Origin of the sequence: Shimia sp., from assembly GCF_965227725.1 — a bacterium.
Taxonomy (GTDB): Bacteria; Pseudomonadota; Alphaproteobacteria; order Rhodobacterales; family Rhodobacteraceae; genus Shimia.
In genome coordinates, this window is the sequence record NZ_CBDDGH010000001.1 from 138,525 (window position 1) to 161,263 (window position 22,739).

Here is a 22,739-nt window from a genome sequence, read left to right on the forward strand (position 1 = left end):
GCTATGCCTTTTGCCACGCTCAACGGCATTCAAATCCACTACCGCGACGAAGGAGACCCAACCGGCGCGCCTGTGGTGTTTATCAACTCATTGGGCAGCACGCTGCAGCTCTGGGATCCGGTCCTGCAACATCTGCCCAGCGGTCTGCGCATCCTGCGCGCCGACATGCGCGGCCATGGGCAGACCGACGTGCCGCCCGCGCCCTACGCCATGGGCCAATTGGTAAAAGACACCGAGGCGCTGCTCGATCATCTGAACGTCAAAGACGCGCTGGTTGTCGGCCTCTCCATCGGCGGCATGATTGCGCAGGGTTTGGCGGTCAAACGGCTCGATCTGGTGCGCGCCATGGTGCTCTCCAATACCGCCGCCAAGATCGGCTCCCCCAAGATGTGGGATGAACGCATCGAGGCGGTTCAGACCAAAGGGCTTGCCGCCATCGCGCCGGAGATCATGACCCGCTGGTTTGGCCGCGATTTTCAGGCACGTCCCGAGATGGCCCATTGGCAAGCGATGTTGGCGGCCGCCCCGGCAGAGGGCTATATCGGCTGCTGCGCGGCCATAAAGGGCACAGACTTCTATACGCCCACCTCCGGGCTGCGCCTGCCAACGCTTGGTATCGCGGGGCCGGAGGACAAAACCACGCCTCCTGATCTGGTGCGCGAAACCGTCGAGCTGATCCCCGGCGCGCGCATGGCGCTTTTGCGCCGCGCAGGCCATCTGCCCTGCGTGGAAAAGCCCGTCGAATACGCCCAGCTCCTCACCGACTTCATGAAAGAAACCGGCCATGTCTGACACCTCCACCTCTGGCGCTGACATTCTTCTGGTACACGGCTCCTGCCACGGCGCATGGTGCTGGCGAGACCTCATCCCCGCGCTCAAAGCGCTTGGCCACCATCCCCGCGCCATCGACCTGCCGTCGCATGGCGAGGATCAAACACCCGTTTCCGAGGTGACACTGGAAAGCTGCGCGCAAGCTGTTGTGGATGCTCTTGGCGAGAACACCGTGGTGCTGGGGCACAGCTGGGGCGGTTTCCCGATCACCCGCGCTGCCGACATTGCGCCGGCACAGATCGCGCGCCTGATCTACCTCTGTGCCTACACCCCGTGGGATGGCCATGCCCTTGCCGACATGCGCCGCGCAGCCCCGCGCCAGCCGCTGATGCAGGCCGTGGTCAAATCCGAGGACGGCCTCAGCTACACCATTGATCCCGCCCAAACCCGCGCGGCCTTCTATCACGACTGCCCCGCTGGCACCGAGGATTTTGCCAACGCACACCTCTGCCCCCAGTCGATCCGCGCGCAATCCGATCCGATCACGCTGGGCGACGGCCACCGCCCCCTGCCCCGCAGCTACATCCGCTGCCTTGATGACCAGACCATCCCGCCGGAATTTCAGGTCACAATGACGCAGGACTGGCCAAGCGCGGAGGTTTATGAGATGGCCACAAGCCACTCCCCCTTCTTCGCCGATCCAGCCGGGCTCGCCGCGCTGATCGACCGCATTCTGAAAGCCTCCTGATGACCGCTTCCGTCTTTGATAGCCCGATGTTCACCAAACGCTTCCCCGTCGGGGAAGCCGGGCGTCTTTTCACCCACAGCGCCGAGCTGCGCGCCGCCCTGCTGGTGCTGGGCACCTTGGCCAAGGTTCAGGCCACCCGTAGTGACATCCCCGAAGACAGCGGCTTTTTCATCCACCGCAGCGCGATGGAGGTGCAGGTTGACCCCGCAGGCCTGTCTGATGGTCTCGCCACGGATCAAACCTACGTGCCTGCGTTGATGGCCGCCTTTGACAAAGCCATGGAAGCGCCGGAGCACAGCCGCTTCATCGGTCAAAACGCAGACCCGCAGGACATCGCCGACACCGCCCTGATGCTGCGCCTGCGCCAACTGTTGGGCCTCGCGGAAACCGCCCTCAAGGCGCTGCCCGAGACCAATCAAACCGCCGCCGCCCTGGCGGAATTGCCCGCACTGCGCGCAGAGAGCATCCACGCGGCGTTTGCCAAGGATACAGAGCTCGGTGGTGAGATCGCCAAAGCCCTCTCCCTTGGGACGACTGGGGATGTCCGTCAGAGCACCCGCAGCATTTCGCAATGGCTCACTGCCGCCGCGCAGGCCGCCGCCACTCAGATGCCCCACTGCACCGCCACAGCAGCCCTACTGCAACAGGTGCAAACCCTCAACGGCACCCTGCAACTCAGCGCGGTTGAACCCCACGCCGCCATGGCCGAAGCCCTGCACCTGCCGCAGATCGCTCTGGGCAGCCTGTCGCTCCTCTTGATGGCCGCGCCCAACACCTGACGCATACGGATTGCCACCAAGGCCGAAAGAGTAAGAAAAACCCCACTCGCGCCAAAGGTGCCGTAAGGGAAACATTGCACCCTTCAAAGGCTTGCGCCAGCCTGCCCGCAACTTTTGGAGCTGTGGGGAGGCACTTCAAAGAGCGGCACATCCAGAGGCCCGCTCCCTGCGTACTCACACCAGAATCCCGGCCCCGGCCATCCGCAGGACAGACAACAGACCTATGAAAAACCGGCTCCCCGTTTTGGTGATCCTCGCCACCGTCATCATTGATGCCATGGGCATCGGGCTGATCCTGCCGGTCATGCCCGATCTCATCCGCGAGGTCACCGGAGGCGATCTCGGCGCGGCGGCGATCTGGGGCGGCGTGCTCTCCACGGTCTTTGCCTTCATGCAATTTCTCTGCGGCCCGCTTCTGGGCAACCTGTCCGATCGCTTTGGCCGCCGCCCGGTCCTGCTGATATCGCTCGCCGTGATGTCCGCTGACTATGTGATCATGGCGCTGGCGCAAAATATCTGGGTTCTGGTGGTCGGCCGCATCGTCGCCGGCATCACCGCCGCCACCTATGCCACCGCCATGGCCTATATGGCCGACATCTCAAGCGCGCAGGACAAGGCCCGCGCCTTTGGCATCGTCGGCGCAGGTGTGGGCATCGGCTTTGTGCTGGGCCCCGCGATGGGCGGCATCCTTGGGCAGTTCGGCACCCGCGCCCCCTTCTGGGCCGCCGCCCTTCTGGCAGGTGGCAACGCGCTTTTGGGCTACATGGTGCTCAAGGAAACCGTCAGCGCCGCCAACCGCCGCACCTTTGAATGGCGCCGCGCCAACCCGCTGGGCGCGCTTTATGCGCTCAACCATCTGCCGACGATGACCAAACTGCTGGTGGTGTTCTTCCTCTATCAGGTGGCCGCCGCCGTCTATCCCGCCATCTGGGCCTATTTCGTGACCGAGCGCTTTGCCTGGGAAGAAGGCATGATCGGCCTGTCTCTCTCCACCTACGGGCTCTGTTACGCCATAGTTCAGGCCGCGCTGATTGCCCCCACCATCAAATGGTTTGGCAACCGCCGCGCCGTGATCATCGGCCTCGCGCTGGAGGTCTTTGCGCTGATCTATATCGGCTTTGTCCCCACCGGCATGCTGCTCCTGATGGGCATCCCCATCGCCGCGCTCGCCTCGGTGGGCCTGCCCGCGCTGCAAGGCATCATGAGCCGCCGCGTTGCCGATGATGCGCAGGGCGAGCTGCAGGGCATTTCTTCCTCGCTGACCTCACTGGCGCATGTGCTTGCGCCTTTGGTGATGACGCAGGCATTTGCCTATTTTTCCGCCGATCACGCCCCGCTCTACCTGCCCGGCGCGCCCTTCCTGCTGGCCGCCGTGCTCATGGTCCTCTCCCTTGGTGTCTTCATGAACTCACGTAGGGGAACTTAACCTGAAAACGACGTGCTTTGTCTGGAACTGACCAACCGATCACCTCTAAGCTGCCAGAGTGACAGGGACCGGAGGAGGAAAGATCCACATGAGCACAGTCAAAGCCGCCGTTTGCCATGCGTTTGGCGAGCCCCTAGTGGTCGAAGACATCACTTTGCGCGCACCGCAAATGGGCGAGATTGAGGTCACCCTCAAAGCTGTGGCCGTTTGCCATTCCGACATCTCCTTTGCCGAAGGCGCATGGGGCGGCAGCCTGCCCGCTGTCTACGGCCACGAAGCGGCGGGTCATGTGACCTCTGTTGGCGAGGGCGTGGTGGGTCTGGCCGAAGGTGACCCGGTGGTGGTCACTCTGATCCGTGCCTGTGGCAGCTGCCCAAGCTGCGCCGAAGGCAAACCCACCATCTGCGGCACGCCTTATGATGGTGACAAAGGCCCGCTGACCACCGCCGATGGCGGCACCCTGCATCAGGCCATGGCCTGTGGCGCCTTTGCCGAAAAGGTGGTGGTGGATCAGTCCCAAGTTGTGAAAATTTCTGATGACATCCCCATGGAGGCCGCCAGCCTCATCGCCTGCGGCGTGATCACCGGCGTGGGTGCTGTGGTCAATGCGGCTCAGATCCGAGCCGGTCAGGATGTGGTGGTGATCGGCGCAGGCGGCGTTGGCCTCAACGCCATTCAGGGTGCGCGCATCGCCGGAGCCCGCCGCATCGTCGCCGTGGACATGAGCGAAGAGAAGCTCGAAATCGCCAAGGAGTTTGGTGCCACCGACGGCGTGCTCGCCACCGACAAAAAACCATTTGTGCAGGCGATCCGCGCCATGGGCCGCGGCGCTGATGCGGTGATCGTCACCGTTGGCGCGATCCCCGCCTATGATCAGGCCCCCCGCTATCTCGCCCCGGGTGGCAAGGTCATCATGGTTGGCATGCCGCATTCCGGCGAGAAGTCGAGCTATGAGCCGGTGATCCTCGCCGCCATCGGTCAGGGCATGCAAGGCTCCAAGATGGGCGATGTGGTGATCAAGCGCGACATCCCATGGATGGTCGATCTCTATCAGCAGGGCAGATTGAAACTTGATGAGTTGATCTCTGGCCGTTGGACGTTAGATCAGATCAACGAAGCCATTGCGGACACCAAAACCGGCAGCGCCAAGCGCAATGTGATTGTGTTTGCCGACTGACCACTCACTGCGAGGAGACCCCCTGTGTTGAAATTTGTCACCGATCTTTTCAAACCTTCGGCGCCCAAACCGCCAGCACCGATCTCCTCGCAGACATCCATGAATTTTGACACCGAGGAAGTCACCCCCTTCCTCATCCAGCTCGCCAACAACCCCCGGTTTGTGTTTCCCGAAGGCGTGGCGCAGCTCGTGCAGCAGGATCTGCAAGAAATGGCGGTCGAGGAGACCCGGCGCTGGAAACTGACCTGCGATCTCGACCGTCAGCCGATTCATCTGGAAATCGAAGCCTTCATGGATGATGTGAACGCCCCGGATCTCTCCTTCTTCAGCACGCTGGAGGCGGTGCAGGAGATTGAGCAGGAACTGGAGGCTTTCGCCGCCGCCAAAGGGCTGTAAATCCACGCAACGCACGGTGCGGTAAGGTTTTTTGCTCGCCAAAATTCGCACCGTCGCAATACAGTCGCGATACCGACGTGCAATTTTATGGTTAATTTTGCCCGTTGCATTGAGGAGCCGCGCCATGAAACTCACCGATCTGGACGTGATCATCACCGCCCCCCCAGCCCCCGGATGGGGCGGGCGCTACTGGATCTTGGTGAAGCTCACCACAGACACCGGCATCATCGGCTGGGGCGAATGCTATGCCTCCTCCGTTGGCCCCGACGCGATGACCCATGTCATCCGCGACGTGTTTGAGCGCTACTTTTTGGGCGAAAGCCCTGAAAACATTGAGCGATTATTCCGCCGCACCTATTCCTCAGGCTTCACCCAGCGCCCCGACCTGACAGTGATGGGCGCGTTTTCCGGTCTGGAAATCGCCTGCTGGGACATCCTCGGCAAAGACCGCGACCGCCCCGTCTATGCGCTGCTGGGCGGCCTGATGAACGAACGCCTGCGCGCCTACACATATCTCTACCCTCTTGAAAATCATAAGATTTCCGAGTTCTGGACCTCACCTGAGATGGCCGCCGAAAGTGCGCTGGCCGCTGTGGATCAAGGCTACACCGCCGTCAAGTTCGACCCCGCTGGCCCCTACACCATGCGCGGTGGCCACATGCCCGCCATGAGCGACATCTCCATGTCCGTGGCCTTTTGCAAAGCGATCCGTGAAGCCGTTGGAAACAAAGCAGATTTGCTCTTTGGCACCCATGGCCAATTCAACACAGCAGGCGCCATTCGGCTTGGTCAGGCGTTGGAACCCTACAGCCCGCTCTGGTTCGAAGAGCCCACCCCGCCCGACAACATCGAAGACATGGCACGGGTGGCCCGTAACGTCCGCATTCCCGTCGCCACCGGTGAACGTCTGACCACCAAATCGGAGTTCGCCACCGTCCTGCGCACCGGCGCCGCCGAGATCCTGCAACCCGCTCTGGGTCGCGCGGGTGGCATCTGGGAAATGAAAAAAGTTGCTGCAATTGCAGAGTGTTACAACGCCCAAATGGCGCCGCATCTCTATGCTGGGCCAATAGAATGGGCCGCCAATATCCATCTGGCCGCCTCCATTCCCAACCTGCTGATGATCGAAACCATCGAAACGCCGTTCCACGATGCGCTGATCAAATCTACCGTCAAAGTTGAAGGCGGATATGTGATCCCGCCAACCGAACCCGGTCTCGGCATCGACGTGGACGAAGCTCTGGCTCGTGAAAATCCCTTTGATGGCAAAGGCTTACACCTCCAGATGCAGGACGCGCCGTGCGATTATGTCAATGGAAACAGCTTTGAAGGAGGCGCACCACCAAAAGTCTGAGCCATCTCGCAACCGGATGCTACACATGTTATATGAGAAGTGGACAACGAACTTTCTGCCATACCGGAACCAACAGACGTGACCCTTCAAGACCCCACCGCGCCGCAGTCCGAAATGGCGAAAAACGCCGATGCTGCAGCGACTTACCTCAAAACTCTGGCCCACTCCGGGCGTCTTATGATTCTGTGTCATCTGGAGGGTGGAGAAAAATCGGTCGGCGAATTGGAAGCCCTGCTGGAAGTGCGTCAAGCGGCGGTCAGCCAGATGCTCGCACGCCTGCGCGAAGAGGGCTTGGTGGCCACCCGGCGCGAAGGTAAAACCATCTTCTACCGTCTGGCAGATTCAAACACCTCTCAGGTTATCTCGTTGCTTTACAACATCTTTTGCGCCCCCAAGCCGGAGTAGATCTGATTGATTGAAGCGCTTCCAACCGCCCTTGAGGATTGGTTTGCAGCGCGCGGCTGGCAACCCCATCCCCACCAGCGCGCCATGCTGGAACGCGCTGACGCCCCCTGCACACTGCTGATCGCTCCCACAGGTGGCGGCAAGACCCTCGCCGGTTTTCTGCCCACCCTCGCAGACCTCGCACGCAATGATCACGAGGGGCTCCACACACTTTATGTCTCTCCTCTCAAGGCCTTAGCTGCCGACATCAAGCGCAATCTCCGCGCACCCGTCGAGGAGATTGGCCTTCAGATTCGCATTGAGGATCGCACCGGCGATACCTCACAAACCGTGAAGAAACGCCAGCGGGTCGACCCGCCCCACATTCTGCTGACCACCCCCGAAAGCCTTGCGCTCCTGACATCTTACGAAGATGCCCCACGCATTTTTGCTGGACTAAAGCGCGTGGTTGTTGATGAAATTCATGCACTTGCAGAGAGCAAACGCGGGGATCAACTCTTCCTAGCCCTCTCCCGTTTGCAATCGCTTTGCCCCGATCTGCGCCGTGTCGGCCTGTCTGCAACCGTCGACCATCCCGAGGAAATCGCCCGCCTGCTCGCGCGAAATCCTGACCCTTGCGACATCCTCTATGCAGACCCGGGCCCCGCACCGGACATCGCCATGCTGACAACCGAGGAGGCCCCACCCTGGTCGGGTGGAGGAGCCGCCTACGCCATCCCCGCGGTGCTTGAGCAAGTCAAAGCGCATAAGACCACGCTGATCTTTCACAACACCCGCGCACAGGCTGAGATTTTCTTTCATAATCTGTGGCTTGCCAATGATGAGAGCCTTCCGATCGGCATCCACCATGGCAGCCTCGACCGCGCGCAGCGGGAGAAGGTTGAGGCCGCCATGGTGCGCGGCGACCTACGCGCTATTGTCTGCACCGGCAGTCTGGATCTCGGTATCGACTGGGGCGATGTGGACCTTGTGATCCAGGTCGGTGCCCCCAAAAACGTCAAACGCCTGATCCAGCGCATCGGGCGCGCAAACCACCGCTACAACGCGCCTTCCAAGGCACTGCTGGTGCCTGCCAACCGCTGGGAGGTGGTGGAGTGCGTCAATGCGCTGGAAGCAGCCCGTGCCGGCGATCTAGATGGCGATCCCCGCGGCCCCGGCCCGCGCGACGTGCTCTGCCAACACATATTGCTCACGGCGGCCTCTGGCCCGTTTGCGGCTGACGCCCTCTTTGATGAGGTCGCCAGTGTCGGCGCATACACAGACCTGACCCGTTCAGGTTTTGACGCCTGCCTCGATTTCTGTGCCACAGGGGGATATGCGCTAAAGGCTTATGATCGTTGGCAAAGGTTGCAACAGCGCCCCGATGGGCTGTGGCAGTTGCGCGATCCCCGCGCCGCCGCGCGCATCCGTATGAACGCAGGCACCATTCAGGACAGCGACACCCTGAAGGTGCAGCTGAAACGCAATCGGGGTGGCAAGCCGCTTGGGGAGGTTGAGGAAGCTTTTGCCGCGACGCTTTCCGCAGGAGACACCTTCCTCATCGGCGGGCAGATCGTGCGCTATGAGGGCCTGCGCGACATGACGGTGCAAGTCTCGCGAAATGCCGCACGCAAGCCGCGCGTCGCCGTCTTCTCCGGCACCAAATTCTCAACATCCACACAGCTCTCACAACGCACCCTGCGCTATCTCCAGCAAGCGCATTGGCCGGACCTGCCAGAGCACACCGCCGACTGGCTGCGGCTCCAACGGGAGATCTCCCAGCTACCGGAGCCTGACCGGTTGCTGGTCGAGACCTTTGAACGGGACGGGCGGCAGAACATGTGCGTCTATGGGTTTGCTGGGCGCAATGCGCAGCAAACACTCGGGTTGCTGCTCACCAAGCGGATGGAAGACTTGGACCTCGCTCCCATGGGGTTTGTCGCTTCAGACTATGCCACTTTGATCTGGGGGTTGGATGAGGTGATAGAGCCCAAACCTCTCTTTGATCTCAATGTGTTGCGCGACGGGCTGGACGGTTGGCTGGCGGGCAACGCGCTGATGAAACGCACCTTCAGAGCCTCAGCGACAATTGCGGGACTGATCGAACGCAACACACCGGGTACAAAGAAATCAGGCCGCCAAGCCACTTTCAGCTCAGACATCCTCTACGACACCCTGCTCAAATACGACCCAGATCATTTGTTGATGGAGGTCACACGGGTTGAGGCCATGCGTGGGCTCGTCGACTTTGCGCGGATCGAGACGATGCTGTCCCAAGTCGGAGACCAGATCGACCACGTGCGCGCGCCACATGTCACGCCCCTCGCCGCACCTCTGCTTTTGGAAGTGGGTAAAGTCCCCGTGCAGAGTGGCAGCGCCGAAGAGCGCCTGCTCGCAGAAGAAACCGCAGCGCTGATGCAAGACAGTGGCCTTGCCAGCGTTTGAACGGAACCTGTGCAAAGCGTCAAAGAAACAAAGAGATACCCATTGATCTGGCTATCTTCAGCCCATAAGAACGTACCATGAACGGCGTTTCGATCACTCTTGCAGGCTGCACGCTTTCCGCGCTGGGATCCGGCGCATTGTGGTGGGAAGATCAGCGGCTTTTGGTGGTCTCTGACCTGCACCTTGGCAAATCAGAACGCGTTTTGCGGCGCGGCGGGCCTGCCATTCCCCCCTATGAAACGCGAGACACCCTTTTGCGTTTGGAAGAGGTCCTTGAAGCGACAGAGGCCAACACCGTGGTGTGTCTGGGGGACAGTTTTGACGATGTAGAAGCTGCCCGTGCGCTTTCAGAGGGTGAACGCCTCTGGATCGCGCGATTGCAAGCTGGTCGGCGTTGGGTGTGGATTGAGGGCAACCACGATCCCGGCCCCGTCGATCTGGGCGGCGCACATTTGTCAGAACTCCCTTTGCCCCCTCTGGCCTTTCGCCATATTGCGCAGCCTGGCCAAAGTGGCGAGGTTTCAGGGCATTACCACCCTAAGGTCACGGTCCAGACCCGGCTGCGAAAAATCTCTCGTCCTGCCTTTCTCTTTGACAGAGATCGCATCATCCTGCCGGCCTTTGGCACCTATACCGGAGGTTTGCGAAGCGACAACAAGGTGCTGTCAGAGCTGATGCGGCCAGAGGCGATGGCGGTGATCACCGGTCAAACGCCACGGCTCGTCACCATGCCGCGCTGACAAGGTTGACGCTCGGGTTTGTCTGCCCTCTTCTGCCTTTGGGAGAGGAAAACAAATGCCACTATCAGAACCAATCGCGCAGAAAATTCACCACAGCTTTGCCAAGCAGGCCATGATGACAACTCTGGGTGCTAATCTGACCAACCTGGATGCTGGCACAGTGACGCTCAGCGCGCCTATTCTGCCCACTTGCACGCAACAGCATGGTTTCGGCCACGCCGCGCTGACCTTTGGGCTGGGCGATAGCGCAGCGGGCTATGCGGCGCTTTCCATGATGCCTGAAGAGGCAGAGGTTCTCACAAGCGAAATGAAAATTCACCTGCTGGCTCCTGCCCAGGGGGACCATCTTGAAGCGATTGGTCGCGTGGTCAAACCCGGCCGCCGTCTGGTGATCGTGCAAGCCGAAGTGTTTGCTTTAGACAAAGGCCTGCGCACGCAAATTGCTCTACTCACCGGCACAATGGTGCCGATCCTGCCCAAATAGAAAAGGCGGCCCAAAGGACCGCCTTAAAATCTTGTGTCGCCAAAGGCTTACGCTGTCAGCCCTTCGGGCTCTTCCAAACCGTTTGCACGGCAGCAGGCGGTCACGGTATTGGCAAGCAGGCAGGCGATGGTCATCGGACCAACGCCACCGGGAACCGGGGTGATTGCACCGGCCACTTTGGCGGCGCTTTCATAGTGAACGTCGCCCACAAGGCGGGTTTTGCCTTCGCCTTTTTCAGGCGCGTCGATGCGGTTGATGCCCACATCAATCACGGTTGCGCCTTCTTTGATCCAGTCGCCTGGCACCATTTCTGGGCGGCCCACAGCGGCAACAACGATGTCGGCCTGTTTGACCACACCGGGCAGATCCTTGGTGCGGCTGTGTGCGATGGTCACGGTGCAGCTGTCACCCAGCAAGAGCTGCGCCATTGGCTTGCCAACGATGTTGGAACGGCCAATCACCACAGCATTCATGCCGGAGATCGAGCCGTGGTGATCACGCAGCATCATCAGGCACCCCAGCGGTGTGCAAGGCACCATGGATTTCTGACCAGTGCCAAGAAGTCCCACGTTGGAAATGTGGAAGCCGTCCACGTCTTTTTCCGGCGCGATGGAGTTGATCACCAAATCTTCGTTCAGATGCCCAGGCAGCGGCAACTGCACCAGAATGCCATGCACGGTCTCATCGTTGTTGAGCTGATCGATCAGCGCCAGCAGATCGGCCTCAGACGTGTCTGCGTCAAGCTTGTGCTCAAAGCTGTTCATGCCTGATTCCACGGTTTGCTTGCCCTTGGAACGCACATACACTTGGCTCGCAGGATCTTCACCCACCAGCACAACCGCGAGGCCCGGCGTGATCCCATGCTCCTCTTTCAGGCGTGCCACATGGCCCGCTACTTTCTCGCGCACAGTGGCCGCAAAGGCCTTTCCGTCAATCACTTGCGCAGTCATCTTGGTCTCCCCTTACGCATCCGCCCGGGCATAAGACGCCCGGTAATGATCCATTTGCATCCGTGTTGCCAACACGGCGTTTTTCATCAGTGTGGCCACTGTCACAGGGCCGACGCCGCCGGGCACCGGTGTGATCCAGCCCGCCACCTCAGAACAGCTGGCAAAATCTGCGTCGCCAACCGTGCGCGGGCCGTCCGGCGTCTCCACACGGTTGATGCCAATATCAATCACAGCTGCGCCCGGCTTGATCATGTCGCCGGTCACCAGACCCGGCTTGCCCACCGCGACAAACACCGCATCTGCGGCACGGCTGTGCATGGCGACCGAGCGGGTCATGTGGTGACATACGGTAACCGTTGCACCGAGGCCCATCATCAAGAAGGCAATTGGCTTGCCCACGATCTCGCTGTGGCCAATCACGGTGACATTGAGACCTTCCATCTGCAAAGGCAGGGTTTTCAGGATCTCGACCGCAGCCACAGCCGTACAGGGGCCAAGCGCCAAATCGTTGTAAACAATGTTGCCGATAGAGGCCGGGTGCATGCCTTCAACGTCCTTGAGCGGGTGCACCGTTTTCTGCAGCGCCTTCACCGGAATATGCTCTGGCAATGGGCGCTGGATGATGATCCCATTCACGCGTGGGTCGTGGTTGAGCCCCTGAAGGATGCCAATCAGCTGCTCCAAAGAGGTCTCTGCCGGATAGCTGCGCGCCTCAAACTGAACACCCGCGCTTTCGGCTTGTTTCTGCTGGTTGCGGACGTAGATCTCGGCGGCGGCCGTATCGCCAACGCAAATCGAGACCAAGCGTGGGGCCCACCCCAGTTCGCTCAGCGTTTGCGCCTCTGCCCTGACCTCTGAGCGCAGCGTCGCTGCAATCTCTTTCCCATCAATCACTGCTGCGCGCATGTCGTGCTCCGCTATTCGAATTCTATGGTCTGCGCCTCTCGCGCAATCGACCAATCAATCAATTGACGCCACAAGGTTTCTATGAGGTCTGGATCCAGTTCCTCGGCCTCGGCTGTGGCGCGGACTTTGGCCACCACATCTTCGATGCGGGCCGGAATGGAGGCCGGCAGACCGACCCCCTGTTTGATCTCAACCGCCCGGTCGATGTAGCTCGCCCGTTTGGCCAATAGCTGGACCAATGTGCGGTCCAGCATATCGATTTGCTCTCGCAAAGTTGGCATGTCGGGGCAATTGGCAGGGGCAAGCATCGCTGTTCTCCAGAACGTGTCGCGCATGCCCTACCCTGCCTATGCCCAAACCGCAATCCGGATCAGAACAGGCCTTCGATCAAGCCTTCGTCGTTCAGACGGATGCTTTCCGACGCAGGCTTGCGGGGCAGACCCGGCATGGTCATGATCTCACCGCAGACAACCACGATGAAGCCAGCACCGGCAGACAGGCGAACCTCACGCACCGGGACAGAGTGGCCGGTTGGCGCTCCACGCAGGGACGGATCGGTGGAGAAGGAGTACTGGGTTTTTGCCATACAGACCGGCAGGTTGCCGTAGCCCGCTTCTTCCCACTCGCGCAGCTGGTTGCGGATTTTGTTGTCCGCCAGAACTTCGTCTGCGCGATAGATGCGCTTCGCGATGGTTTCGATCTTCTCAAACAGCGGCATGTCGTCAGGGTAGATCGGTGCGAAGTTGGCGGAGCCGCCTTCCACGATTTCCACAACTTTCTCTGCCAGCGGTGCGGAGCCCTCAGAACCCAGCTCCCAGTGACGGGACAGAACCGCTTCCACACCGTGCTCTGCGCAGTAGTCTTTGACGGCCTGCACTTCTGCGTCGGTGTCGGTCACAAAGTGGTTGATGCCCACAACAACCGGCACGCCGAAGGACTTCACGTTCTCGATGTGACGGCCAAGGTTGGCACAGCCATTTTTAACAGCTTCAACGTTTTCCGCACCCAGATCAGCTTTGGCAACGCCGCCGTTCATCTTCATGGCGCGCACAGTGGCAACCAGAACAACCGCGGAAGGCGCAATGCCTGCTTTACGGCACTTGATGTTCATGAACTTCTCAGCACCGAGGTCGGCACCGAAGCCCGCTTCGGTCACAACGTAGTCGGCCACTTTCAGAGCGGTTTTGGTTGCGATCACGGAGTTACAGCCATGTGCGATGTTGGCGAATGGGCCGCCGTGTACAAACGCTGGGTTGTTTTCCAGAGTCTGCACGAGGTTTGGTTGCATCGCGTCTTTCAGCAGGACGGTCATTGCGCCTTCTGCTTTGATGTCGCGGCAGTAAACCGGGGTCTTGTCGCGACGGTAGGCCACGATGATGTCGCCCAGACGCTTTTCCAGATCTTCCAGATCGTTTGCCAGACACAGGATCGCCATAACTTCGGACGCCACGGTGATGTCAAAGCCGGTTTCGCGTGGGAAACCGTTGGACACGCCGCCCAGGGAAGCCGTAATCTGACGCAGAGCGCGGTCGTTCATGTCGACCACACGACGCCATGCCACGCGGCGGATGTCGATTTCGCACTCATTGCCCCAGTAGATGTGGTTGTCGATCATGGCCGACAGCAGGGAGTGTGCGGAAGTGATGGCGTGGAAGTCACCTGTGAAGTGCAGGTTCATTTCTTCCATTGGCACAACCTGTGCCATGCCGCCGCCCGCTGCGCCGCCTTTCATGCCGAAGTTCGGGCCGAGAGACGCTTCGCGGATACAGATCATGGCGTTTTTGCCGATCTTGTTCAGGCCGTCGCCCAGACCCACGGTGGTGGTGGTTTTGCCTTCGCCCGCAGGTGTCGGGTTGATGGCGGTCACCAGAATCAGTTTGCCGTCTTCTTTGTCTTTGACGGAGTTGATGAACTCCTGGCTGACTTTGGCTTTGTCGTGGCCATATGGCAGCAGGTCATCAGGGCTGATGCCCAGCTTTGCACCGATTTCCTGAATCGGTTTCTTGTTGGCTTCACGGGCGATTTCGATGTCGGTTTTGAAACTCATGGCGGTCCCTGTCACAAGGATGTTGACGTTCTGACCCACTTCTAGCGCTCACAACGTCGCCCGAGGGATGCAATTCCGACATTTCCCGCGCTTGTTGCGTCGGCGATCGTGGCGGCGGTTTCTTTTAGGAAACGTTACGTCAATATAGGCTTCAACGGACCGACGCGCGCTGCGATGCAGCGGTCAATCCGCCCGCGCGGCGTCTAAATGCGCCCAAACAGGCTGATCAGGCACAAACAGCCGCAGTTTGTCGCCCACCGCAAAATGCCCTTCCCGCTCGACCCAGGCAGTCACGCCCCGACGCCCTTCAGCCGCCGCCTTGAATTTCGGGCCATGCCCCGGATGGTGACCTTCGATCACACGCCCCGGCAACACGCAGGGGCGATTCTCCATATCGATCGTAATGGTCGTCCAATTCGGCCCCTGAAGCCGCGCATTAGGAGGCACATGGGTGAAATCCGGAATGCCTTTGACCACGATAGAGGCACCGAGCCACGCCGGGTTCACTGTCTCCAGCCCCATTTCTTGCGCAATCAGATCCAGCTCTTCCTGTGACAACACCGACAATTGGCGCACATTGGCAATCTCTGTGCCTTTCTCATAAAGCGCCTTCACCCGCACACAGGATTTCCGCGTCACGCCTGAGTGCGCCTCGCCGACCGCGCCCCCAATCGACAAGGTCAGTGTTTCCGCAGCAGTCGCGCGCAGATCTTTTCCCGCGGGAGCAACGCGCCCCAACCAGGTGATCTCTGCTTCAAAAGAGGTGGGTTTGAGCGCGGGCATTGGGTCTTCTCCTGAGTGTCTACCATACGAACCTAACAACAGGCGGGCAGCACAACAAACGACGAGCCTTGATGGCAAATATCAATATAGGTGACGTTTCTCACCTTTGGCCTGCCCCTAACTGCGCAGACAACAGAGCGCACAAAACGAAAAACCCCGGAGCGTTTCATCGCTCCGGGGTCTTGTTTTGTAAGTAAGGTCAGATCAGGCCGACGGCTCCGGCTCCATCCCACCATCACCGCTTGGTTTGCTGCGCGGTTTGGTCTTCGGGATCGCGGTGACGCTTGGCGCGTTGCCCTCATCTGCGTCATTGCTGTCATCATCGCCCGATTGTGGCGGCTCGCCGTCCATCACGCGTTTGATTTCATCGCCTGTCAGGGTTTCATATTCCAGAAGCCCCTGCGCCAGACGCTCCCATTCATCATTGAAATCGGTGAGCAGCTGGTGCGCTTTGTCATAGCCTTCCTGGATCAGGCGTTTCACCTCTTCCTCGATCAGCTCTTTTGTATGCGCGGAGACAGAGAAACCGCCAGTGTTGCCCTGATAGCCCTCATGCGCTTCGGCATAGTCGATGTTGCCGACCTTCTCCGACATACCCCAGCGCATGACCATCGCACGCGCCAATTGGCTTGCCTGCTGAATGTCGCCTGCAGGGCCGTTGGACACATGGTCTTCGCCGTATTTGATGATCTCAGCCGCTTTGCCGGCCATGGTCATAGCAAGCTTCTGCTCACATTCAGCCTTGTGCCAGTTCAGACGATCCATCTCTGGCAGGCTCACAACCATACCCAGCGCACCACCGCGCGGAATGATGGTTGCTTTATAGACCGGATCACATTCTGGCAGCTTGAGGCCAACCAGCGCATGACCGGCTTCGTGGTAAGCTGTTTTCTCTTTCTGGTCCTGCGTCAGCACCATAGAGCGACGCTCCGCACCCATCATCACCTTGTCTTTGGCGGATTCAAAATCCTCCATGGTGACAAAACGACGGCCAACACGTGCGGCCATTAGCGCGGCTTCGTTCACGAGGTTGGCAAGATCCGCACCAGAGAAGCCCGGTGTACCACGCGCAATGATGCGCAGATCAACGTCAGGGCCAAGGGGTGTTTTACGTGCGTGCACGCCAAGGATCTTTTCGCGGCCTTTGATGTCTGGGTTACCCACGGTCACGTTGCGGTCAAAGCGGCCCGGGCGCAGAAGCGCAGGATCGAGCACGTCACGACGGTTGGTTGCCGCCAGAATGATCACGCCTTCGTTGGCTTCAAAGCCGTCCATTTCAACAAGTAGCTGGTTGAGGGTTTGTTCGCGCTCGTCGTTACCGCCGCCATAACCCGCGCCACGATGGCGACCAACCGCGTCGATCTCGTCGATGAACACGATACAAGGCGCGTTTTTCTTGGCCTGCTCAAACATGTCGCGCACACGTGACGCACCAACACCCACAAACATCTCAACGAAGTCAGAACCGGAGATGGTGAAGAAAGGCACACCCGCTTCGCCTGCAATGGCACGCGCGAGCAATGTTTTACCGGTGCCAGGAGGGCCAACAAGCAGCGCGCCTTTTGGAATCTTGCCGCCAAGACGGGAGAATTTCTGAGGGTTGCGCAGGAACTCAACGATCTCTTCGAGCTCTTCCTTCGCTTCATCAATGCCTGCCACATCATCAAATGTCACGCGGCCTTGCTTTTCGGTCAGCATCTTGGCTTTGGATTTGCCAAAGCCCATTGCACCACCTTTGCCACCGCCCTGCATGCGGTTCATAAAGTAGACCCAGACGCCGATCAAAAGCAGGAAGGGCAGAAGGCTGATCAGGAAGGCTTGGAACCCGGAGGTTTCCTGACTTTCAGCGCGCACCGGAATACCCTGCTCGATCAGCAGGCCCGTGACTTCGGCATCCGCAGGCATCACAGCCACATAGTTGGAGCCATCTTTCGTGGCATAGCGCACTTTCTCGCCATCAAGCGTCACGCTGGCCACCTGGTCACTTTGCACAGACGCAACAAAGTCAGAATAGCTGATTTCCCGGCTTTGCAGAGTGCTGCTGTCACCGCTGAACAGATTGAACAAGGCAAGGATCAGCAGAAAAAGCACGACCCAGAAAGCTACATTTCGCGCATTGCCCAAGGCAAGTCTCCCTTTAAGTACGCCCGTTCCCTATCACGGGCGCGTATACAGTTAAATAGAGATCGCTGCCTCGTTATCAATGCGATATTTGGCAAACACACTCGCAAGTCGCGCCATTTTGTAACTAAAGCGCCAAAACCTGCGCATCCCATCCGTTAGAAAGGCCTGCGATGGGGGCCGCGATCAGTTTTGAGCCCTGCCAGATTGCAGGTGAAGACAGCAGGCTCTGGCGCGGACGCCCGGTGGCGCGCCAGTCTGGAACGTCTGCCAGCCCCGCCTCGCCAAGCGCAGCAATTTCAAGGCCAGTCTCATTACCCTCTACGAGTGCGGCCAAGCGCCACCGTCCGTCCCAAAGGCTGTCTGTCGACGTACGCAAATCTTTCACAGCCTGCCATTCACGTGTGATACGCAACCGTCCAGCTTTCGGGATCACCAAACATCCGTGCAAGGGCTTGGGGACCTCAATGTTCCAAACACCCGAAAGCGTCTTGAAACGCGGCCGATAGAGATTTCCGGACACCGCCCCCAAAGCGTCGGCGAGCAATCGTGATTTCAGAGCGTCGGGCAGGTTTAGCAGCCCTGCGTGATCAAAAATCACGTCGCCTGCATCCCGTGAAACCAAATCCTGCGCGGCACGCTCTGCCGCCCAAGCCGCCAGCGCCCGCTGCTCTCTCATATGATCAGCGGTTTGGGTCAGGCGCGCCACGCTCAATCCCAACGGCTCCAATGTCTCCATCATTTGGCGCGCTTTAACACGATCAAACGCTGGATCTTCGTTGCTGGGGTCATCCGCCCAAGGCACATTAGCCTGCCGCAGATGATCTCGAAGTGCCTGACGGCGCACGTTCAAGAGAGGGCGCAACCACGTCAATTCTCCGTCATGACGTGTCAGCTCCATGGCAGAAAGCCCATCCACACCCGATCCACGCGCAAGCCGCATCAGAAATGTTTCCGCCTGATCATCAGCGGTGTGCCCCAAGGCAACGCAGGTCAACCCGCACTCTTCAGCCCATTTGCGCAAAGCCGTGCGCCGCCCGTCTCGGGCCGCTTGCTGCAGATTGCCTTGCCGATCCCACCGCCAATTTAAAACGCTGTGGTACAATCCATGACACGCCGCGTACTCCGCAACCAAGGCGATTTCATCGCGCGCTTCCGGCCGAAGCCCATGATCGACGCTTGCGACAAAAACTTCTGCTTTGCCCCATGCGCGCAGCAAATCCAGAAGCGCCATGGAGTCTCCGCCACCGCTGACGGCGACGCCAATTTTGTCGGGGAAGTCGTGTCCGAAAGCCGTATCAAGTGCCTTTGACAAGGCATCAGCTAGCGCGATCAGGGGCACTGCAGGTTGGCCATCTCGGCCTGCGCCTCAGAGACAAACACACCACCCGGGAAGCGCACACCAACTTCATTCAGCGTCACACAGGCCTCGTTGACCTGACCAAGCGCGCCAAGGGATTTTCCGAGGCGAAACAGCGCTTCTGGGGCTGTGCCCGCCACAGGCGCACCCGAATAGGCTTCCAAGAACGCACGCGCCGCGCCGGTTTTGTCTTCTGTGCCTTCAAGCGCCTGCCCGCGCCGCAAATGCGCCTCAGATTCCAGCGGACTCCCCGGATAGGTCTGCACAAATGAGGCGAACTGATCTGCCGCAGACGCATATTCTGCGTTGTCCAAAGCGGTCATCGCGCGATTGAAATCCGTTTCTTCCCCAACGGCCAGCTCTGTCGGCTCGCCATCACCCGATCCATCATCTTCACCTTCGGTGACATCGGGCACAGCCTCGATATCACCACCCAGCGTGGTGGTTTCGCCCAGCTGGCTCAGGTCTCCACCTTCAAGCTCCACAAGACGAAACTCCAGATCCCCAATGCGGTTGGTGCCATCTTCAACGATGCGTGCCACGCGATATTGCAGCTCTTCGGTTTTGTTGGTCAGCACCTGAAGCTGCTGCTCAATCACATCGACGCGCTCCAACGTGGAGGCACCCGCCACTACAGTGCCCGGCGCACCGGTTGTCGAAAGCTCTCGTTTGAGCTGTTGAATTTCGACATAGAGCACCGAGAGTTGTTGGCGCACATCCGCCAGCGTTTCCTCGCGCGTCTGCGCGCTGCCCATCACTGGGGCCAATACAAGCGCAAGTGCGCTTAGTCCTGCAAATACCTGCGCTCGCATCGTGACTTATCCCGAAACATTTGCCGTCAGCACGGTCACCGCGCGACGGTTCTGCGCGTAGCAGCTTTCCTGCGAACAAACCTCGATCGGGCGCTCTTTGCCGTAGCTCACAGTGCGCACGCGATTGGACGCAACGCCTTGGGACACGAGCAGCTCTTTCACAGCACTCGCGCGCCGCGCACCAAGCGCGAGGTTGTATTCACGGGTGCCCTGTTCATCGGCATGGCCTTCCACGACCGCCACATAATCCGTGTTCTCAAGCAGCCAGTTTGCCTGCGAAAGAACCGTCAGACGCCCCTGCTCACTCAGCGTGGACTGGTCCACCGCAAAGAGCACACGATCTCCGACAGCTTCCTGGAAATAGGCGATGGAGGTTGGATCCGCGCTGCTTCCCGCTACGCCACCAGTACCATCGGCGCCAAAGCCACCAGATCCGCCGCCAAACCGATCGGCATCCGTACAAGCGCCAAGCGCCACCGCGGCCACCAAAAACGCCGCTTTTGTCCAAGTTTTCATGAAATCGCCTCGCCTTTTATCCCGAAAGTTCTTTCGTCTCTTGCCTGTTGTGCCATTCGTGTATCACAAGCCTGCGTTTTAGAAAACGCCGCCGTGCTTTGCTCGCTCAAGCGTTATTGGAGTGGCGACCAGCTTGGGTCAGAACCGCCCCCCGTTACGCTTACCGGCTTCAGGTTCCGTCCGGACACGTCCACCGAATAGAGCGCCGACACACCGCCGGAGCCTTTGGTCTCGCGTGTGAACATAATCACACGGCCATTGGGCGACCATGTTGGCCCCTCATCCAAGAAAGAAGCCGTCAGCAGGCGCTCTTCGCTGCCATCGGTGCGCATGACGCCAATGTGGAAACGACCCTTGTTCTGCTTGGTGAACGCAATCAGATCACCGCGCGGGCTCCAGACAGGCGTACCATAACGCCCTTTGCCAAAGCTGATACGCGTCGCCTCGCCACCATTGGCATTCATGATGTAGAGCTGCTGTGTGCCGGAGCGGTCGCTCTCGAATACAATCTTGCTGCCATCCGGGCTGTAACTCGGTGCGGTTTCAATCGACGGAGTCGACGTCAAACGCTGGCGCTGCCCGCTTGCGATGTTCATTTTGTAGAGGTCAGTGTTGCCGCCTTCGGTCACGGACATAACAACACTTGAGCCATCCGGCGAAAAACGCGGCGCGAAGCTCATGGTGCCGCTCTCATTGGACAGCACCCGGCGCTGCACAGAGCCAACATCCAGAACATACACCTGCGGGAAGCCCGTTTCGTAACTCGTGTAGAGCACGCGGTCTCCTTTCGGAGAGAACCGTGGTGCCAACACAATCGCGCGGCTGTCGGTCAAAAACTGTAGATTGGCGCCGTCATAGTCCATCACCGCCAGTCGTTTTTTGCGGTCACTCTTGGGGCCTGTCTCGCTTACAAACACCACGCGGCTGTCAAAGTATCCACCTTCACCGGTGATGCGCGCATAGACTTCATCCGCCACTTTGTGGGCCATGCGCCGCCAGCCGTCGAGGGTGCCTTTGAACCGCAGGCCGCTGCCCAGCTCGGTCCCTGCAAACACATCATATACCCGGAAGCGCACCTCAAGCTGATTGCCGCTCACAGAGACGCCTCCGGAAATCAGAGCCTGAGCGTTGATGGCTTTCCAGTCGGCGTATTGCACCGGGCTGTCAAAGTTTGTGATGCTTGAAATATGCGCGCTGGCCGGGATTTGACGGAACAGCCCCGTGCCATTCAGATCTGCGGCGATCACCTGGCTGATGTCGCGCGACACCTGATTAGAGCCCTGCGTTTCCGCAACAAAATCTGGCACCGCGTAAGGCAAAGGCTCAATCACCCCGTCCGTGATTTCGATGCGCAGAGGGGTGCTTTGGGCTTCTACCTTATGCGCCCAAGGGGTCAGGGCCATCACCCCGATCATCACTGTGGCAAAAAGTCTGCTCATCGGCGCCTCATATTATCTGGGTTAAATGTAATCTCAACATCTCGCCAATGGTCATATTTTTCCACTGGCAAGTCATATCCGTCTTTCTGACAGCGCAAAACCGCGCGTCTTGCGGCCTGAAAAGCCGTCCGCGTGGCAGCGTCATCGCCGCCCTCTGCGCTCAGCAACTTAATATCGCCCTGCACTTTACCGTTGCGGTCCAAGGAAAGACCGACAACCACCGTCACGTCTGCTGCACGCGAGCCCACATCCACGACCCAGCATTGCTGCACAGCAACTCTCAGACCATCCCGTTCCCCTTGGCTCAGGGGTGGCCCCGAAGGCGCAGCGGTGGTTTCAGTGGCCTCAGACGCGCTGGCTTCTGCCAAGGCCGCGGCAATGGCGTCATCGGTTGTCTCAGCTGTCGGAGCTTCGGCTGCTGGTGCCGGCTGCGCTGTTGGGCGCACACGTGGACGTAAGGATCGGCTTGGCGCTGCGCTGGCGAGTTCTTCTTGTTTGGGTTCCGTCGCTATTTCAGTGCTGGCGGCTTCTGGCGCTGTCTCTTCTTGCACCTCGTCCTGCACCTCAGCACTTTCGTCCGGCTGTGTCGCTTCCTGCAATGTATCCGCAATAGCTGTTTCAGGCTCCGGCGGGGCCACTGGCTCTGGCGCCACCCGCTCTGCCTGCGGGGCGGCTGGACGGACAGGTGCATCGGGGATGATCACCGCGCTGTCACTCACCGGAGTCGGCAACTCAGGCGCCTCTTGCGCAGCATCGTCCGGCTCAATTGGCGCTGGTGGCGTGACCTCTGTCAGCTCAGGAGTCACATCCGGCTCTGTGGGCAGCGCTTCAGGCGGCGTCACCTGCTCAGGTGTGTCGTCCGCTTGAGATGTCAGCTCCGGTGTCGGCTCCAACTCTTCAGGTGGCGTAGGCAAGGCAACTTCCGTGACCGTATCCGGCGACTCCTGAGAGCGCACCAAAGCGTCAAACTCTGCAGAGGAAATCACGGACACATCCGTCACCTCCATCGGAGGTGGATCAGGGTTCAGCACCCCGCCAAACAACACCCAACCAATCAGACCGGTGTGGGCGATGCCGGATATATAGTGGCCGATATGCACG

22 protein-coding genes are annotated in these 22,739 nt (G+C 59.6%); 11 read left to right on the forward strand and 11 right to left on the reverse strand.

Annotated features, from left to right (window positions below; all coding sequences use genetic code 11):
- The first annotated feature begins 3 nt into the window (after positions 1–3).
- From pcaD to ACO07T_RS00725, 11 genes are all read left to right on the forward strand, one after another.
- A complete protein-coding gene (pcaD, locus tag ACO07T_RS00675) occupies positions 4–792 on the forward strand; it encodes a 3-oxoadipate enol-lactonase (protein WP_422047831.1) in 789 nt (262 codons plus the stop codon).
- Positions 785–1,519: an alpha/beta fold hydrolase gene (locus ACO07T_RS00680; RefSeq protein ID WP_422047832.1), complete on the forward strand. Its 735-nt coding sequence runs from the start codon at positions 785–787 to the stop codon at positions 1,517–1,519. Before pcaD ends, ACO07T_RS00680 begins: the two co-directional genes overlap by 8 nt.
- Positions 1,519–2,298 carry a hypothetical protein gene (locus ACO07T_RS00685; protein ID WP_422047833.1) on the forward strand — a complete coding sequence of 260 codons (780 nt, stop codon included), beginning with the start codon at positions 1,519–1,521 and terminating at the stop codon, positions 2,296–2,298. Before ACO07T_RS00680 ends, ACO07T_RS00685 begins: the two co-directional genes overlap by 1 nt.
- Positions 2,299–2,521: 223 nt before the next feature.
- On the forward strand, positions 2,522–3,724 hold the full coding sequence (locus ACO07T_RS00690; protein WP_422047834.1) for a TCR/Tet family MFS transporter: 1,203 nt from the start codon (positions 2,522–2,524) through the stop codon (positions 3,722–3,724).
- An 88-nt stretch (positions 3,725–3,812) separates the two neighbouring features.
- Positions 3,813–4,901 carry a Zn-dependent alcohol dehydrogenase gene (locus ACO07T_RS00695; RefSeq protein ID WP_422047835.1) on the forward strand — a complete coding sequence of 363 codons (1,089 nt, stop codon included), beginning with the start codon at positions 3,813–3,815 and terminating at the stop codon, positions 4,899–4,901.
- Positions 4,902–4,925: 24 nt separating this feature from the next.
- Positions 4,926–5,297 carry a hypothetical protein gene (locus ACO07T_RS00700; protein ID WP_209061913.1) on the forward strand — a complete coding sequence of 124 codons (372 nt, stop codon included), beginning with the start codon at positions 4,926–4,928 and terminating at the stop codon, positions 5,295–5,297.
- A gap of 124 nt (positions 5,298–5,421) precedes the next feature.
- The gene (locus ACO07T_RS00705) at positions 5,422–6,651 is read left to right on the forward strand and encodes a mandelate racemase/muconate lactonizing enzyme family protein (RefSeq protein ID WP_422047836.1); all 1,230 of its coding nucleotides are present in this window, start codon (positions 5,422–5,424) and stop codon (positions 6,649–6,651) included.
- 114 nt (positions 6,652–6,765) lie between these two features.
- Positions 6,766–7,056 carry a metalloregulator ArsR/SmtB family transcription factor gene (locus tag ACO07T_RS00710; protein WP_422048584.1) on the forward strand — a complete coding sequence of 97 codons (291 nt, stop codon included), beginning with the start codon at positions 6,766–6,768 and terminating at the stop codon, positions 7,054–7,056.
- A gap of 9 nt (positions 7,057–7,065) precedes the next feature.
- Positions 7,066–9,480 (forward strand): ligase-associated DNA damage response DEXH box helicase, encoded by a 2,415-nt coding sequence (locus tag ACO07T_RS00715; protein ID WP_422048585.1) that lies wholly within the window; start codon positions 7,066–7,068, stop codon positions 9,478–9,480.
- 77 nt (positions 9,481–9,557) lie between these two features.
- Complete coding sequence (gene pdeM / locus ACO07T_RS00720; protein ID WP_422047837.1) at positions 9,558–10,220, forward strand: ligase-associated DNA damage response endonuclease PdeM; 663 nt, start codon at positions 9,558–9,560, stop codon at positions 10,218–10,220.
- A 55-nt stretch (positions 10,221–10,275) separates the two neighbouring features.
- Positions 10,276–10,704: a PaaI family thioesterase gene (locus ACO07T_RS00725; RefSeq protein ID WP_422047838.1), complete on the forward strand. Its 429-nt coding sequence runs from the start codon at positions 10,276–10,278 to the stop codon at positions 10,702–10,704.
- A gap of 47 nt (positions 10,705–10,751) precedes the next feature.
- On the opposite strand, the gene folD is transcribed toward ACO07T_RS00725, so the two are convergent.
- The 11 genes from folD to ACO07T_RS00780 all read right to left on the reverse strand — a co-directional run bounded on the left by folD (position 10,752) and on the right by ACO07T_RS00780 (position 22,738).
- Positions 10,752–11,654 carry a bifunctional methylenetetrahydrofolate dehydrogenase/methenyltetrahydrofolate cyclohydrolase FolD gene (gene folD, locus ACO07T_RS00730; RefSeq protein WP_209077606.1) on the reverse strand — a complete coding sequence of 301 codons (903 nt, stop codon included), beginning with the start codon at positions 11,652–11,654 and terminating at the stop codon, positions 10,752–10,754.
- A 12-nt stretch (positions 11,655–11,666) separates the two neighbouring features.
- Positions 11,667–12,560: a bifunctional 5,10-methylenetetrahydrofolate dehydrogenase/5,10-methenyltetrahydrofolate cyclohydrolase gene (locus tag ACO07T_RS00735; RefSeq protein ID WP_209061923.1), complete on the reverse strand. Its 894-nt coding sequence runs from the start codon at positions 12,558–12,560 to the stop codon at positions 11,667–11,669.
- 11 nt (positions 12,561–12,571) lie between these two features.
- On the reverse strand, positions 12,572–12,868 hold the full coding sequence (locus tag ACO07T_RS00740) for a chorismate mutase (RefSeq protein WP_422048586.1): 297 nt from the start codon (positions 12,866–12,868) through the stop codon (positions 12,572–12,574).
- Positions 12,869–12,930: 62 nt separating this feature from the next.
- Positions 12,931–14,607: a formate--tetrahydrofolate ligase gene (locus tag ACO07T_RS00745; protein ID WP_422047840.1), complete on the reverse strand. Its 1,677-nt coding sequence runs from the start codon at positions 14,605–14,607 to the stop codon at positions 12,931–12,933.
- Between the two features lie 183 nt (positions 14,608–14,790).
- Positions 14,791–15,390, reverse strand: coding sequence for an MOSC domain-containing protein (locus ACO07T_RS00750; RefSeq protein ID WP_422047841.1), 600 nt, complete (start codon positions 15,388–15,390; stop codon positions 14,791–14,793).
- 204 nt (positions 15,391–15,594) lie between these two features.
- Positions 15,595–17,514: an ATP-dependent zinc metalloprotease FtsH gene (gene ftsH, locus ACO07T_RS00755; RefSeq protein ID WP_209077598.1), complete on the reverse strand. Its 1,920-nt coding sequence runs from the start codon at positions 17,512–17,514 to the stop codon at positions 15,595–15,597.
- Between the two features lie 124 nt (positions 17,515–17,638).
- A complete protein-coding gene (gene tilS, locus ACO07T_RS00760) occupies positions 17,639–18,826 on the reverse strand; it encodes a tRNA lysidine(34) synthetase TilS (protein ID WP_422047842.1) in 1,188 nt (395 codons plus the stop codon).
- Positions 18,827–18,843: 17 nt separating this feature from the next.
- Positions 18,844–19,683 (reverse strand): tetratricopeptide repeat protein, encoded by an 840-nt coding sequence (locus ACO07T_RS00765; RefSeq protein ID WP_209084246.1) that lies wholly within the window; start codon positions 19,681–19,683, stop codon positions 18,844–18,846.
- Between the two features lie 6 nt (positions 19,684–19,689).
- A complete protein-coding gene (gene pal / locus ACO07T_RS00770) occupies positions 19,690–20,199 on the reverse strand; it encodes a peptidoglycan-associated lipoprotein Pal (protein ID WP_209061936.1) in 510 nt (169 codons plus the stop codon).
- Positions 20,200–20,312: 113 nt separating this feature from the next.
- Complete coding sequence (tolB, locus tag ACO07T_RS00775; RefSeq protein WP_422048587.1) at positions 20,313–21,614, reverse strand: Tol-Pal system beta propeller repeat protein TolB; 1,302 nt, start codon at positions 21,612–21,614, stop codon at positions 20,313–20,315.
- 20 nt (positions 21,615–21,634) lie between these two features.
- The gene (locus ACO07T_RS00780; protein WP_422047843.1) at positions 21,635–22,738 is read right to left on the reverse strand and encodes an energy transducer TonB; all 1,104 of its coding nucleotides are present in this window, start codon (positions 22,736–22,738) and stop codon (positions 21,635–21,637) included.
- Between the last annotated feature and the right edge of the window lies 1 nt (position 22,739).